The organism is Curtobacterium sp. 18060, from assembly GCF_902706105.1.
GTDB lineage: Bacteria > Actinomycetota > Actinomycetes > Actinomycetales > Microbacteriaceae > Curtobacterium.
In genome coordinates, this window is record NZ_CACSJV010000026.1 from 1 (window position 1) to 13,492 (window position 13,492).

15 protein-coding genes are annotated in these 13,492 nt (G+C 67.4%); 8 read left to right on the forward strand and 7 right to left on the reverse strand.

The genetic code is table 11. From position 1 onward, the window contains the following. The first annotated feature begins 204 nt into the window (after positions 1 to 204). The 5 genes from GVL05_RS12560 (at position 205) to GVL05_RS12580 (ending at position 3,586) form a co-directional block, all read left to right on the forward strand. Positions 205 to 1,083, forward strand: a complete 879-nt coding sequence (locus GVL05_RS12560; protein ID WP_123654324.1) for an antitoxin VbhA family protein — start codon at positions 205 to 207, stop codon at positions 1,081 to 1,083. Next, on the forward strand, positions 1,080 to 1,331 hold the full coding sequence (locus GVL05_RS12565) for a hypothetical protein (protein WP_123654325.1): 252 nt from the start codon (positions 1,080 to 1,082) through the stop codon (positions 1,329 to 1,331). Before GVL05_RS12560 ends, GVL05_RS12565 begins: the two co-directional genes overlap by 4 nt. Then, a complete protein-coding gene (locus GVL05_RS12570) occupies positions 1,331 to 2,365 on the forward strand; it encodes a hypothetical protein (RefSeq protein ID WP_123293752.1) in 1,035 nt (344 codons plus the stop codon). The genes GVL05_RS12565 and GVL05_RS12570 overlap by 1 nt, the downstream gene beginning before the upstream one ends. A 16-nt stretch (positions 2,366 to 2,381) precedes the next feature. Further along, on the forward strand, positions 2,382 to 2,948 hold the full coding sequence (locus tag GVL05_RS12575) for a hypothetical protein (protein ID WP_159573339.1): 567 nt from the start codon (positions 2,382 to 2,384) through the stop codon (positions 2,946 to 2,948). A 77-nt stretch (positions 2,949 to 3,025) separates the two neighbouring features. Beyond that, positions 3,026 to 3,586 (forward strand): HIRAN domain-containing protein, encoded by a 561-nt coding sequence (locus GVL05_RS12580; protein ID WP_159573340.1) that lies wholly within the window; start codon positions 3,026 to 3,028, stop codon positions 3,584 to 3,586. A gap of 658 nt (positions 3,587 to 4,244) precedes the next feature. Here the strand turns inward: GVL05_RS12580 and GVL05_RS12585 are convergent. The 6 genes from GVL05_RS12585 to GVL05_RS12610 form a co-directional block, all read right to left on the reverse strand. Beyond that, positions 4,245 to 4,517, reverse strand: a complete 273-nt coding sequence (locus GVL05_RS12585; RefSeq protein WP_123654327.1) for a hypothetical protein — start codon at positions 4,515 to 4,517, stop codon at positions 4,245 to 4,247. A 286-nt stretch (positions 4,518 to 4,803) separates the two neighbouring features. Next, entirely contained in the window at positions 4,804 to 5,199 is a 396-nt protein-coding gene (locus GVL05_RS12590; RefSeq protein ID WP_123293750.1) for a low molecular weight phosphatase family protein, read from the reverse strand. 14 nt (positions 5,200 to 5,213) lie between these two features. Next, positions 5,214 to 6,611 (reverse strand): FAD-dependent oxidoreductase, encoded by a 1,398-nt coding sequence (locus GVL05_RS12595; RefSeq protein ID WP_123293749.1) that lies wholly within the window; start codon positions 6,609 to 6,611, stop codon positions 5,214 to 5,216. Between the two features lie 21 nt (positions 6,612 to 6,632). Beyond that, positions 6,633 to 7,049 carry an arsenate reductase ArsC gene (locus GVL05_RS12600; RefSeq protein ID WP_123293748.1) on the reverse strand — a complete coding sequence of 139 codons (417 nt, stop codon included), beginning with the start codon at positions 7,047 to 7,049 and terminating at the stop codon, positions 6,633 to 6,635. 20 nt (positions 7,050 to 7,069) lie between these two features. Beyond that, positions 7,070 to 8,467, reverse strand: a complete 1,398-nt coding sequence (locus GVL05_RS12605) for an arsenic transporter (protein ID WP_123293747.1) — start codon at positions 8,465 to 8,467, stop codon at positions 7,070 to 7,072. A 5-nt stretch (positions 8,468 to 8,472) separates the two neighbouring features. Beyond that, a complete protein-coding gene (locus GVL05_RS12610) occupies positions 8,473 to 9,861 on the reverse strand; it encodes an FAD-dependent oxidoreductase (RefSeq protein WP_123654329.1) in 1,389 nt (462 codons plus the stop codon). A 116-nt stretch (positions 9,862 to 9,977) separates the two neighbouring features. Here GVL05_RS12610 and GVL05_RS12615 point away from each other — a divergent pair, with 116 nt between their 5' ends. Further along, positions 9,978 to 10,331, forward strand: a complete 354-nt coding sequence (locus GVL05_RS12615) for a metalloregulator ArsR/SmtB family transcription factor (RefSeq protein WP_123293745.1) — start codon at positions 9,978 to 9,980, stop codon at positions 10,329 to 10,331. 86 nt (positions 10,332 to 10,417) lie between these two features. After that, on the forward strand, positions 10,418 to 10,666 hold the full coding sequence (locus GVL05_RS12620; RefSeq protein WP_123293744.1) for a hypothetical protein: 249 nt from the start codon (positions 10,418 to 10,420) through the stop codon (positions 10,664 to 10,666). A gap of 479 nt (positions 10,667 to 11,145) precedes the next feature. On the opposite strand, the gene GVL05_RS12625 is transcribed toward GVL05_RS12620, so the two are convergent. Next, positions 11,146 to 12,498 carry a DUF1254 domain-containing protein gene (locus GVL05_RS12625; protein ID WP_123293743.1) on the reverse strand — a complete coding sequence of 451 codons (1,353 nt, stop codon included), beginning with the start codon at positions 12,496 to 12,498 and terminating at the stop codon, positions 11,146 to 11,148. 624 nt (positions 12,499 to 13,122) lie between these two features. Between GVL05_RS12625 and GVL05_RS12630 the strand changes: the two genes are divergently transcribed. Next, positions 13,123 to 13,350, forward strand: coding sequence for a hypothetical protein (locus tag GVL05_RS12630; RefSeq protein WP_123293742.1), 228 nt, complete (start codon positions 13,123 to 13,125; stop codon positions 13,348 to 13,350). Positions 13,351 to 13,492: the final 142 nt, after the last annotated feature.

A 13,492-nucleotide genomic window follows, 5' to 3' on the forward strand; every position in this document is an offset into this window, starting at 1 on the left:
CCTCACCCTCTCCGGCGATTCCTACCGCACCCACGGCCGCCGCGACCTCATCAACCAGACCGAGAACAACTAAGCTCAACAACCCCAGAAGGGGTCCGCCCCAGTTCGGCACAAAGGGGTCCGTTCTACTTCGGCGTCAACAAACCCGACCCAACCCACCGGCCAGCTGACCTGCCCCGGTCCCGCTCGCCTGTTGACGATTTCTTGGAGGTACTGCTGATGATGCGTCTGGTTTCCCTACACCTCTCGAACGACCGGATCCTCTGGGGGCATGTCCTCCTCGAGGACACCGACGACCCGGCAGCGTCGATGGCGCGGATCATGATTGAACACAGCGACAAAGAGCCCGGTTACGAGCTCGTTGACCGGAACCGGCGGCATCTCACCGACCTGACCATCCCCGCAACACGCGAAGCGAACCGCATCGTCCAAACCCTGCTCATCCCCGCCTCCGAGATCGCGAAGCGGGAAAAAGCGGTCCGGGAAGTCATCCACTCCGGCTACCTCGAAGGGTTCCCGGACGACATGCCCTGGCAAGGCCAGTTGTGGATGTACGCCCGCGGTGAGATCAGCATCGACCAGCTCCAGGCCTACACCGACCAAGGCCGACAGATCGCAGGCGCACCCGGTGCCGCTCCTGCTGATGGTGCTGACGTGCCCGAGGAGTGGTGGCGGGCGACGCAGGCGCGCATCCGTCGGCACCTGCTGGAAGCGACTCTCACGGAAGCGGAAGCCGCCGCCGCGCTGCAGATCAGCGTTGATGAGGTCGGTGAATTGTTCGGGTCGAACCTGCTGACCAGCTTCGACCTCGACGGCGAAGAACGAATCCCCACCTGGCAGATCGTCCAACCCGCCCTCCCCGAGTTCGGCGACCCGGCCAGTCTCCTGCCGGGGCTTGACGTCCTCTTCGCGGCAGCGCCGCAGCGGCTACTCGACGCGGCCGCGATGACCGAGTTCATGACCACACCCCGGCAGTTCCTCAGCGTCGACGACGTGCCCCTGACACCGTTGGCCTGGATGCAGCAAGGACGGCCCGTCGCCACCGTCATCGCCTTGTTCCGCGGACGGCGGTGGCGGTGGTGACCACCCGACCGGAGCTGTTCCTGCTCACCGTCGCGTTCGACATGGCCGGCACCCACGGACACATGTACTTCCGGGACCCACCGGACTCCGAGCTCCGGCAGGTCCTCGTCAGTAGCACCGACAGCGACGGCGGCTACCGCTGTGAACCCGCACACGGTGACACCCGCGACGGGTGGGAGCCGTTCCTCACCGAAGCCCGCTGGCTCATCGCCCTCATCCGACCCGACACCCCAGAAGAGCGCCGCTGATGGGCCCAGCACTGCAATGGGTCGCCGACGCCTGGGCCGGACGACCGCAGATCACCCTCCCGTACGGGCTCGGCGAGACCGCGGACCTCACCGACGCCCTCGGAGTCCTCGCCCTCGCCCGCCTGCACGCGGTCGTGGAGTCGTACGACATGCTCCGCCTCGCCGACGGACGCCGAGCGCGCCTTCACACCGCCACTAAGAACCCCCGCACCGAACAGCACGACGACTCTGAACTGATCCTGCTGGTGCCGCGGGTGCTGTCACCGTCGCTGATCGCGCTCGCGGAACAGAACGCGAACGTCCTCCTCGTTGACGTCGAGCGACGGCGCGTTTGGGCAGACGGGAAGCAGCGGTTGGGTAGCAGGGATCGGTGGAAGGACGCCGCCCCGATCTACATCACGTTCGCTGTGGCACGGATGCTCGCCGTGAACGGGGCCACCTTCGACGAACTTGTCGAACGTGGAGGATTCATGCCGGGGCAGGTGGATGACGCACTCGCACGACTTGGCAAACGCGTGCACAGGACCAGCATCGGATGGGAATCCCGTCAGGTCGGCGGCCTCGTGGACTTTTCGATCGCGTGCTATCCCGGGGTGGGTGGAATCCGCGCGAGGTGGCGGTCAGCGTTGCCGATTCAGCATCAAGCAGAAGTTCTGATCGGTGCGGGCTGCCTGATGTCGGGCAGGTGGGCGACCGAACGCGACGCATCCCGGTTCCGGCCCGACCACGTTCCGCCGCCGTTCCGCCTCGTCGCCTACGCCCCGGCCGAGATCGACATGCCCGGACTCGGCTTCGAACCCGAAGACCACGACTACGCCGGCACCGAACTCATCATCCCCGCCGACCCCACCATCTTCCCCACCGCGAAAGCAGCCGGGTACAGCAACCACACGGACGACTTCATCACCGCCAACACACTCCTCCGCGCCGACACCCGCAACGACGACGACAACAAAGCCCTCCACGACATCCGCAACCGGCTCCAGTTCCTCGCCGACACTGTCTACGACCTCCGCTGGAATCTTCCATCGTGACCAACACCAAACCGAGATGAGGATCGACAACACGCTGGCAGCGTCAGGAGCCCTCGAGCTCCTGCCCTCCCTACTGCTGGCCCCGGACGCGGAGGCCGAGGAGGAGTTCTGGTACCGCGACAACGACACCCGCACAGCATGGGAGCCGCTCAACAACCTGCAGCAGGCGAAGGACATCGTCCGTGCACGCACCCCGCAGAACCCGTGGGCGGCGATCATGCGCACCTTCGACCTCGACGACGCCGGCACGTTCGGCAGCGTCAACACCTTCGAAGTCCTCGGCTGGGCCGACCGCGTGTACGTCTGCGGCGATGTCTCCAGAGTCGGTTACCAGTGGCGGTGGTCGTGCTGGCCCGTCACCGCACGACCAGACGGTGGCGCCCGGACCCGAGTCGGGCCGCGCTGGTACCAGGCCGACGTATACGAGGCGCAGGTCGTCACGGTCAACGACGCCATCACTCAGCTCGTTCCAGCACTGCATGCGGTCCCCGAGGCCCCGAATCAGGCGCCCGGGTTCCTGTGGCTGCCGCGAGAACTGGACGCGGCGTTGAATCAACACTTGCGGACACCGATCGACGGGTAGCCGATTGGGGCAACCGGGGAGACGTGCCCTCGAGTGGGGCATTGCAGCCGAGTCGAAAGCGTCCGTACGCTTCGATCGTGGCTGCCTTGCTCGTCGTCCTATGCGCATTGGTGATCGCGTACTTCGCCGTCCGCGCGCTCCGGCACCAATCGAAACGGGCTCCGCTTTCATCCACCCCGCCGGACACGACCTCGCAGCCAGCGAAGCCGAAGGTAGCGACCGGGGCGCCCGCTGCAACGCTGCAAGCGGCAGCACAAGAACGTCGGGAGCGTCACCCCGACTTCAGCGACGCCGAGGACCTCACGTCGCTGGCCGCTTCCCGGTTCCGAGTCAAGGGCACCTTCGCCTACGTGCCGGACCGGCACCGCCACTCCGTCGGCGGGCACGAGTACTGGCTCGTGCGCGAACCACGGAACCGACATGACAACAACGCCGTCGCCGTCTGGGACGCCACACGAAAAGTCGGCCACATCTCCGCAGCCAAGGCACGCCTGTTCGCACCAGAGCTTGACCGCATCGGCGCGGCAGCGTTCCGCGTTCGCGGCGAACCACCAACCGACCGGATCTCGCTCTTCGTTCACCTGCCGAACATCGCCGGCGTCCGCGGCCACCCACCCGTCAAACGGGAATCCCCCTGACCAGGGGCGCCCTGCGAACGCGATCCGCCACACTCCGTAAGGGGCCGCTTGACGGGCATCGGACTTCGCCGCATAGCTCCCCATGTGACTGACAACTCGCTTGAGAACTCGCGCTTCAACGCGGAGACCGCAGCCAAGCCCCTCACGCTGACCGGCGCCGCAGAACTCCTCGCACAGATGACCGTCGGTAGCGTCCTCGTGGTCAGCGAGACTCGCGACAACGCTCGCTTCGTCCTCCTCCGCACGGAGCACCATGGACGTCCGCACTGGTGGAGTGCCTTTCTAAACCGCCCCCTTCGTCAGCGACGCACTGTTCGACATCGCCGATCTCCTCGGACGCTCCGCCGCCCACGCGGTGCTCGTGGGGACAGGCTCTGACCGCTTGTTCGATCTACCCGACAACGCACCCGACGGTCCATACAGCTACACCGCCCGAGTACCCACCTGGCGCGGTGAGCTGCTTCTCGATCTCGGCCGCACAGCGCCAGATAGAACGGTCCTCGCCATCTACGCCGACGCGCAACCCTTCGCCGTCGTTGAACCGGGGCGAAACACGTGGAGCGTCGCCTCGGAGGGTTCGACCTCCCTGCTCACCGACGAGGCGCGGCAAGTACTTGTGGGACGTCGCTGCACGCTATTCAGCGTTTGACAGTGCGGATCAGCTCGACCGCTCCTCGGCTCGATGCCGCACCGCACTCCGCAACACCCATGCCGTCAGCTTCGTCTCGCCGCGACCCGCTTCCACCCAGACCGCATCACGAGTCATGCTTCGAGCGACCGCATCATCTCGGCGAATAAGCCTGTCCGGCAGCTGGAACCAGGCGTACACCGGCATCGGCTGCTCAAGCTCCCGCACGTCCTCGCCTCGCGCCTCTTCCTCAAGCGAGAACGGCTGCGGCGGCACCCAACGATTCGAACGACGACGACCCACGACACGGATCGTACGAACAGGCACCGACGCTTGGAATGCGACCGTATGACGCGCCCTTACTGAGATTCGTTCCGGACCACCTATGTGCGACGGAGCTGCCCGGCGCCACGTAGGACGGAACGGCTCACCGCCCCGAGTCAGCGAAGTGCCCAGCCAACGACCGGCTGTCGGGACGGAGTGAACGTCACCGCACCTCGTCAGTCTGCAAACGTGGATGACCTATGGTGTGAGCAGCTTTGCTCCGTGTCGTGAGTCGGACTTCGCTCCGTGTCGGGTTGGCCGGTTGCTACGGCTGCAGGAGCTCTCGCTCGATGCGTTCCGCGACGGCGTCCCGCATCGGTCGCACGTCGTCTGGCGACCAGGAGGTCGGGTCAGGGAACGACCACTCCAGGACCGTGCCGCGTGGTTCTGCAGGCAGCTCAAGGCCGGGCTTCATAAGGACGACGATGTCCGCCTGTTCGAGTAGGTCGGGCGTCACGCGCCGGGGTATGCGTCCGGTGATGTCGAGGCCGAGCTCGTCCACGGTCGCGGCGATCGAGGGGTTCAACTCGTCGGCTGGGCTGATGCCGGCGGAGGTGGCCGTGTACCGGTCGGGTGCGGCGAGTTCGAGGAGTGCTGCGCCGAGCTGGGAGCGGCCGGCGTTGTGCTTGCAGATGAACAGGACAGTGGGCTTCGTGGTCATGGACGCAGGTTCGGTCAGTTGGTGCAGCACGAGGTGTTGCCGGTAGCCGAGTCAGGCGGAGTGCAGCAGGCAGCGTCCTCAGCTGCGGGAGTGGCAGTGGCGGCCGGGGTGGTGCAGCAGGAGCTGCCACCGATGTCGGTGGAGCAGACACCCGTTTCGGGGAGGACGAGTTCGAGCTGTCGGGCTCCGGTGTGGTCTCCGGCGAGTTCGGCGGCGATGGAGCGGACCTGCTCGTAGCCGGTGAGGAGCAGGAACGTGGGTGCGCGGCCGTAGGACTTCATGCCGGCGATGAAGAAGTTCGGCTCAGGGTGCGCAAGCTCCGCGACACCGTGCGGGGGAACAGAGCCGCAGGAGTGCAGGTTCGGGTCGATCAGTGGTGCGAGGGCTCGTGGTGCTTCGACGATGTCGTCGAGGCCGAGGCGGATCTCGCGGAGCATGTCGAGGTCGGGTCGGAACCCGGTCGCGTTCACGATCACGTCGACCCTCACCTCGAACGGCTCTCCGGCACGTCGGCCGGTGACGGTGACCTGGTCGCCATCGGGTCGGACGTCGTCGATCTCGAACGACGCGATCTGCTGCACCTGACCGGACTCGACGAGCCCGTGGACGGTGGAGCCGAGCTGCCCGCGGGCAGCGAGCCCGTCGGCGGCGTCCGCTCCGAGCCGGGCGGTGCCCGGGTTACGAATCGCCCAGAGCACGTCGGTACCCGGCGCGGTCTTGGCGAGGCTGGCGAGCTTGATGAGTGTGTTTGCCGCGGAGTGGCCGGCACCGACGACGAGCACCCGACGACCGGCGAACCGGTCCCGGTCTGCGCCGAGGACGTCAGGCAGCGCGTGGACGACCCGGTCGCCGAGGTCCGCGGCAGGTGCAAGCCCAGCGGCGGTGAGGGGGTTCGGGGACGTGTAGGTGCCGGAGGTGTCGACGACCGCACGCGCGGTGACGTCGTGTGTCCCGTGGGCGGTGTGGAGGCGGAGCAGGAATGGGGTGTCGGCGCGGCCGGTGGAGCGGGTTCGGTCCATGCCGTGCCGTGACACGGCTTCCACGCGGGTGCCGTACTGGATCACCGGTGCGAGCTGCGGGGTCGCAGCTAGGGGTGCCAGGTACGTGTCGACAAGGTCGTGACCTGTGGGCAGCGATGACGCCCGGGGCGTTTCCCAGCCGGTGGCTTCCAGGAGACGCTGAGCGGCAGGGTCGATGACGTATTGCCACGGGGAGAACAGGCGAGTGTGCCCCCAGGCGCGGACGCTGGTCCCAACCGTCGGGCCAGCTTCGTAGACGACGACGTCGAGCCCCTGCTCGAGGAGGTGCGCGGCGGCAGCGAGGCCGACGGGGCCGGCACCGATGACGGCAACGGGGAGCCCGGCGAGGCGGTCCGCGTCGGTGCGGAGTGGGACGGTGAGGGTGAGCGTCATGGTCTGCGGCTTCCTTGTCGGTTACGCGGTTGCTTCGGTGGGCAGCAGCTCGGCGAGGAGCGTCTGGACGCGGTGCTTGATGTCGTCGCGGATGGGTCGGACGTCGTCGATGCCGCGGCCGGCGGGGTCGGTGAGGTCCCAGTCCTCGTACCGCTTTCCGGGGAAGATCGGGCACGCGTCGCCGCAGCCCATCGTGATGACGGCGTCGGAGTCGCGGACGGCGTCGGTGGTGAGGATCTTCGGCTGGTTGCCGGCGATGTCGATGCCGTCTTCGGCCATCGCTTGGATCGCGATCGGGTTGATCTGGTCCTTCGGCTCACTGCCTGCGGAGAGGACCTCGACGCGGTCGCCGCCGAGGGCCTGGGCGTAGCCGGCGGCCATCTGGGAGCGGCCGGCGTTGTGGACGCAGACGAACAGGATCGTGGGCTTGTCACTCATGGGTGTGTGTCTTTCCGGGTTCAGTGGATGAGGGTGAGCCAGCCGGCGAGGGCGGCGAGGGTGATGGCGAGGACGGGGATGGTGAGGACGATGCCGGTGCGGAAGTACTGCCCCCACCCGATGTGGATGCCCTTCTTCTCCAGCACGTGCAGCCACAGCAGCGTTGCGAGGGAGCCGATGGGGGTGATCTTCGGGCCGAGGTCGGAGCCGATCACGTTGGCGTAGACCATCACGTCGTGCGTCAGCCCGGTCGCTCCGGCACCGCTGATGGCGAGAGCGGCGATGAGGACGGTGGGCATGTTGTTCATCAGGGACGCGAGGATCGCGATGGTGAACCCGACGCCGAGCGCGGTGACGAGGACCCCGTGGTCACCGAACACGTCGAACAGCGTCGCGAGGTGGTCGGTGAGGCCCTGGTTCTGGAGGCCGTAGACGACGAGGTACATGCCGATGGAGAACAGCACGATCTGCCACGGCGCCTCCCGGATCGTCTTCCACACCGGAATCACCCGCCCCGACGGCGCCCCTGCTCCGCCACCAGCGGCACGGACGGTGGCGGTGCCGCCGGTGGTAACGAGGACCGGTGCAGACGCAGTGCGGGCGAAGAGGAATGCAGGCTGCCGGGCGGCAACGAGCACGATCACGACGGCACCGACACCGGCGACGGCTGCGAGGGGGACGCCGAGTGGGTCGGCGGCGAAGTAGCCGACGAGCAGCAGTGCCAGGACGACCCAGCCGGCGCGGAACGTCGCTCGGTCCTTCACCGCGGCGGCGGGGTTAGTGAGGGCGAGGACGTCATACCGCTTCGGGATGCTCCTGCCGAAGTAGGCCAGCAGCATGCCGAGGGACGCCAGGACCGAGACGATGCCGACGGGGATCATGACGGCGGCGTACTCGGCGAAGCCGAGGTGGAAGTAGTCGGCGGAGACGATGTTGACCAGGTTCGACACCACAAACGGCAGACTGCCGGTGTCGGCGATGAACCCGGTGGCGAGGATGAACCCCAGCGCTGCCTTCTGCGGCATGTTCAGGGCTCGGAGCATCCCGACGACGATCGGGGTGAGGATCAACGCGGCACCGTCGTTGGCGAACACCGCGGCGATGACGGCGCCGAGGCCCACGATGAGGACGAACAGCAGCCGTCCGTTGCCGCGGCCCCAACGGGCGACGTGGAGGGCCGCCCACTCGAAGAACCCGGCCTCGTCGAGGATCAACGAGATCAGCACCACCGCGACGAACGTCAGCGTCGCGTTCCACACGATCCCGACCACTGTCGGGACGTCGGAGAGGCCAACGACAGTGGTGGCGAGGGCGACGACGGCGCCGATGAGCGCGGTGTAGCCGATCGGGAAGCCCTTGGGCTGCCAGATCACCACCACGAGCGTCGCGACGAAGATCGCCGCCGCGACCACAGCCATCACCATCAGGCGGTCACCCCGGCCTGGTTCGCCGCTGCGGCGGCGCGTTCCCAGCCCTGCGCGGCGACCTGCACGGCGTCCCACGGGGATCCGAGCGGCGGCGTGTAGGAGAGGTCGAGATCGATGACGTCGTCCACGGTGAGCTCCGCGTAAAGGGCAGTGGCGAACGTGTCGATCCGCTTGCTGATCTCCGCAGTCCGCTGACCGACGATCTGCGCACCGAGGAGCCGGCCCGTGGACTGGTCGCCGGTGACGCTGATCGTCAGCGGCACCGCACCCGGGTAGTACCGCTTGTGGTCATCCGCCACCGTCACCCGCGTCAGCGGCGACACGTCCAGTGGGCCGGTCTCGTGCTGGCGGAGGCCGGTGCGGGCGGCGACGAGGTCGAACACCTTCACCACCTGCGTCCCCACGGAACCTGCGAAGACCTTGCTACCACCGAGCATGTTCTCCCCGGCGACGCGACCCTGCTTGTGCGCCGTCGTACCGAGCGGCAACCAGGTCGTGCCGAGGAGGCGGTGGTGCGTCACGACGCAGTCACCCGCAGCCCACACATGCGGCACCCCAGTCCGCATGGACGCGTCGACGACGATCGCGCCGGCCTGACCCAGCTGCACGCCGGCAGCGACAGCGAGGTCCGTGACCGGGCGGACACCGACACAGACCACGACGAGCGCAAACGTGCCCTCCGCATCACCGGACGTCGAGCTGGTGGCGACGCGCCACTCACCGCCGGCGGTTGGTGTGATCCCGGTGACGGTGGAACCAGTCAGGACGGTCGCGCCGTGGCGGCGGACCTCGGCGGTGACAAGGGAGCCGAGTTCTGGGTCGAGGGTGGAGAGCACTTCCGGGCCGCGCTGGATCAGCGTGGTGTCGAACCCACGGGCGACGAGCCCTTCGGTCATCTCCAGGCCGATGTAGCCGGCACCGACGACCGCGACCCGGCTCCCCGCCGGCAGCAGCTCGAGGGCAGCGACGACCTGCTCGGCATCAGTCATGGAGTGCAGCAGGTGAATGCCCGGCTCCCCGAACGGGACCCCAGCCGGACGCACCGGCTCGGCGCCGGTGCCGATCAGCAGCTCGTCGTAGGAGATCTCATCCTCGCCGGCGGGACCGATGACGGTCAGCAAGCGACGGTCGACGTCGACGGCGGAAGCCCACGTGGAGGAGCGGACGGTCATACCGGCGGCCTCGAGGTCGGCGCGGGAGCGGTGCGCGAGCGACGCTTCCGTGGCGACATCCCCGGACACCCAGTACGGGATACCGCAGATCGAGAAGTTCGGGAACTCATCCGCGAGCACCACCGTCACATCCGTCGACGGGTCGAGTTCACGGGCGCGGAGCGCCGCGGCAATGCCGGCGTCACTGCCACCGACGGCGAGGAGGTGAGTCATCAGGCTGGTCCTTCAAGGATCGAGCGGGAGCCGAAAGACGGCGCGTACATCGAAGCACGTCGATATCGATGAACGCAAATATAGACGCGTGTCGAAGTCCGTGGGAGGATGAGCCCATGACGATCGAGCTGCTTCCCATCCAGGACGTCACCGCGTGCTGCTCGCCAGTCACCACCGAGCCGATGGACCAGGCGTCCGCTGAGGTCCTGGCGAAGTCGCTCAAGGCGATCGCCGACCCGGCGCGGCTCCGGCTGATCTCGATGGTCGCCGCGCACGACGGCGCCGAGGCGTGCGTGTGCGACCTGCAGGAACCGCTCGGCCTGTCCCAGCCGACCGTGTCACACCATCTCAAGGTCCTCGTCGACGCCGGGATCCTCCACCGCGAGAAGCGCGGCACCTGGGCGTACTTCTCCCTAGTCCCCGGCGCCTTGGACACCCTCGCCGGGCTGATCACCGCCCCGACGAAGTAGCCCGACATGGCATCGCCACGGGTGCCGTCAGTGGTGCCCGTGAATGACGGCGCGGTCGACGCCGGCGCGTAGGACTGGAACCCCCCGTGCTCCCAGACGACGAAGAGTGGTGGACCAAGGAACGCGCTTGCCGCCACATCGGCATCACCGCGCGCACGTTCAACCGCTACATCGACGCAGGGGTGCTCGCCGTCAAGGTGAACGGAACCGTGTACGTGCAGAGAGGCCCGTTCCTGGCCGAGTACCGACGACGACTTGTCGCCCGCCGAGACTCGCGCTTCAAGAGCCAGCCGCCCGAAGAGCCCGACGATAGCCAGCCGCTCGGATCCGCGTAGTTGCAGGCCTGTCCGTTTCGGCAGTACGCTGAACCCGCGTCGAGCGTGTGCGCCCAAAAGCCGATCCCCACTGGGTCGGCTTTCTTCATGCCAGCTTCTGGCCGTACCATCGAGACGCTCGGGTGAAGTGCATCTCCTTCCGGAGTTGCGGTCACCCGCGACGCGCGCTACCACGCAGCAGAACTGCCTCATCAGCCGGACCCACTTGGGGCCGGCTTTTTTCATGCCCAGAATGAGGGTGAATCGCCCCTCGGTCTGGCGCAGCTTCTCCGCTCCTACGCACGGATGCCGTGAGCCGCCAAGTCCACCAGCGGCATTAGCGGCGCTGTCGGTCCTCATCGGCACCTCGAACCCCGCGCACCTCGCGCGGGCCTGGCGGACTTGGCCACGCCCTCAGGGAGGAAAGCCTGTGGCCGGTTTGTTCTGTGTCGTAGCTCTAGCTGTCAGATTCGTCGCGTAGCTCGCGACGTCGACGGGACTTACCGTTCGGTGCGCACGATTGCGGGCGGGGTCCAGCGCCCGTCGAGGACCTCGTCACCTGGCTCGTACATGCGCAGGACCGGACGGAATCGTCCCGCGGGGCTCGGCAACCAGTTCGCATCGGGCGACTCGGGCTGCTGGTGCGCGATGGTGACCGTGAGTGCACCGTCGGCGTCTTGGGCGACGTCCGGCGTGCGGTCGCCGATCGAGTAGCGGTTGATGGGGTTCGCGACGAGGAAGAAGTCCGGCACTCCGTACATCGTGAGTGACCAGAACGCACCCACCGGCGGCGGTGGTGCGAGGCGGAAGGTGTACTCGTGCGTGCCGTCGAGCTGGTCGCCGTGATCGTCGACGAACGTCATCACGTAGGCCGCTTCGTAGGCGTGGTTACCCCACAACCCGCCGAGCGCCGCACCGGCACGCTCGGCGTAGCGAACGGTCGGATCCTCGATGCGGAACCGCTCGTCGTCGAGCGCGCCGACCTCGAAGAAGTCGAGGTTGTAGTCGAACACGTGCAGCGTCATCTTCCAGCCGTTCACCTGCGGGCTGGAGCCGGACTCGAGGATCTGCCGCAGTCGGGCTGAGGCCCCCTCGAGTGCGGACGTCAGGGCCGCCACGGCGTCGTCGGGCAAACCAACGTACGGCGACGCCGCCGAATTCACGCCGAGCCCTGCGAAGGACCGTTGCACTGCGGCGTCACGCGGCGCCGGCGGGAACTGCTGCGACCAGACGCGGAAGCGCTCGAGGAACGCCAGCGCGTCCGGCACTTCCGGGTCGGGAACGGCCAGCCCGTGTGGTGCAGCATCAGGCGTGCGGGGAGTCAACGTCGTCGCGTCTTGGAGCGCGTGCACCGTCGGGAGGTCGGTGTCGCCGTCGACTGCCCACCGTCCGACGATGGAGGCAACCGTGGTCGGGAACCTGATGACCGTGTCGTCATCGTCAGGTTCGCCGTCCCAGTCCGGTGGCACGAGCAGGTAGTCGCCTGCGGCGGTGCCGGTGGCGCGGTGTCCGACGTAGGCGAAGTTGTTCGTCCAGGCATCGACGAACTGCAGCACGTAGTACCGCCCTGCCGTGTCGGGCACGTGCAACGTCACCGGCCCGCTGCTGAGGTCGACTTGAGCCATCGAGTAGAGCGTGTCGTTGTTGATCGTCACGAAGGTGTCATCGGGGCCGGCAAGGGTGCGTCCGTGACTGAATGTGTTGAACGCAGCGGCCGGTACTGCGCCGATGCCGTCCGTCGTGAACCGCAGCACCTGGAGCAGGTTGAACACCAAGGGGAACCCGTAGATGTACGCGTTCGTGACGAGCTGCACGTCGATGTCGCCTGTCAGGGGATCGTTCGATTCGGCCATGCCGCTGAGTCCATCCGCCGAGCCCGCCGAGGTCGCCACCCGAAACAGGTGGTCTTCCGTGCGGCGGCCGCCCAGCTGGTCGCAGGGAGTGCGGTGCAGATCACCACTCTCCTGGGGCGCCGGCCAGCGCAGAAGGCGGGGGCGAAGCTCGCCTTTAGAAGCCCCACCCCCTCGGCGCGGCACCTGACCGCCACCGTGACAGCGACAGTAGGCGGAGACCGCGGTAAGCGCGGCGACTGTCCACGAAGTTCTTGCCGAATGCCCGTCAGATGTGTCAGCATCGTCGTGCGTTCATAGTGCGCGCCCACAGCCGGTCCTCTGGATCGGCTTTTTTCATGCCCGGCCGCTCCGCTACTGTGAGACCCGCTCGGCACGCGTCTGCCCGGAATCTCCCGGGTGTCGCATCCGCTCTGTACGCTGACACTGAAGACAGCACGACCCTGCCTCTGGCCGGCCCTCTCGGGACCGGCTTTTTTCATGCCCTGATCTGAGTAGGGCATCCGTGGGAAGCGCTCGACGCTCCTGCTATCCGCCGCCGCACCTCGCTGCGCGTCGGCGCCCTCATGCCCCCACCCGAAGCCGGGTGGGTTCTGGCCACATCTGGCCAACCCCGAAGGAGGCATCATGCCCATCACCGACACGGTGGACATGCTGACGGCCTCCGGTGGTACCGCTGCCCTGACCGGCGTCATCGCCGTCGTCGGTGGCGTGCTCAGTGTCGTCCTGCCCAAGCAGGTCGTCGCACTGATCCAGCACGTCATCGATGTCATCGACGACCGCACGCTGGCCAAGGATCCCGAGCGCGCTCGCATCGTCGCAGACCTGCGTCGAGCACGCCGAGGGCAGAAGTAACCGCCGGCTCAAAAAGCCGTCCCTCATTCGGTCAGGAGAGCTCTGTCTGCCGGACGTATCAAAAACCTCCGATTCCGCTACAGCGGGCCGAGGTCGCGGTGAGACATCGGCGACAGCGGCGTGTCTTGTAGCGAAACCCAGT

Excerpts from the sequence above, each read along its gene's own strand:
- GVL05_RS12570 (WP_123293752.1), top strand. The coding sequence starts at position 1,331 with ATGGGCCCAGCACTGCAATGGGTCGCCGACGCCTGGGCCGGACGACCG.
- GVL05_RS12575 (WP_159573339.1), top strand. The coding sequence starts at position 2,382 with ATGAGGATCGACAACACGCTGGCAGCGTCAGGAGCCCTCGAGCTCCTG.
- GVL05_RS12590 (WP_123293750.1), bottom strand. The coding sequence starts at position 5,199 with ATGACCACGAAGCCCACTGTCCTGTTCATCTGCAAGCACAACGCCGGC.
- GVL05_RS12595 (WP_123293749.1), bottom strand. The coding sequence starts at position 6,611 with ATGACGCTCACCCTCACCGTCCCACTCCGCACCGACGCGGACCGCCTC.
- GVL05_RS12600 (WP_123293748.1), bottom strand. The coding sequence starts at position 7,049 with ATGAGTGACAAGCCCACGATCCTGTTCGTCTGCGTCCACAACGCCGGC.
- GVL05_RS12605 (WP_123293747.1), bottom strand. The coding sequence starts at position 8,467 with ATGGCTGTGGTCGCGGCGGCGATCTTCGTCGCGACGCTCGTGGTGGTG.
- GVL05_RS12610 (WP_123654329.1), bottom strand. The coding sequence starts at position 9,861 with ATGACTCACCTCCTCGCCGTCGGTGGCAGTGACGCCGGCATTGCCGCG.
- GVL05_RS12615 (WP_123293745.1), top strand. The coding sequence starts at position 9,978 with ATGACGATCGAGCTGCTTCCCATCCAGGACGTCACCGCGTGCTGCTCG.
- GVL05_RS12625 (WP_123293743.1), bottom strand. The coding sequence starts at position 12,498 with ATGGCCGAATCGAACGATCCCCTGACAGGCGACATCGACGTGCAGCTC.
- GVL05_RS12630 (WP_123293742.1), top strand. The coding sequence starts at position 13,123 with ATGCCCATCACCGACACGGTGGACATGCTGACGGCCTCCGGTGGTACC.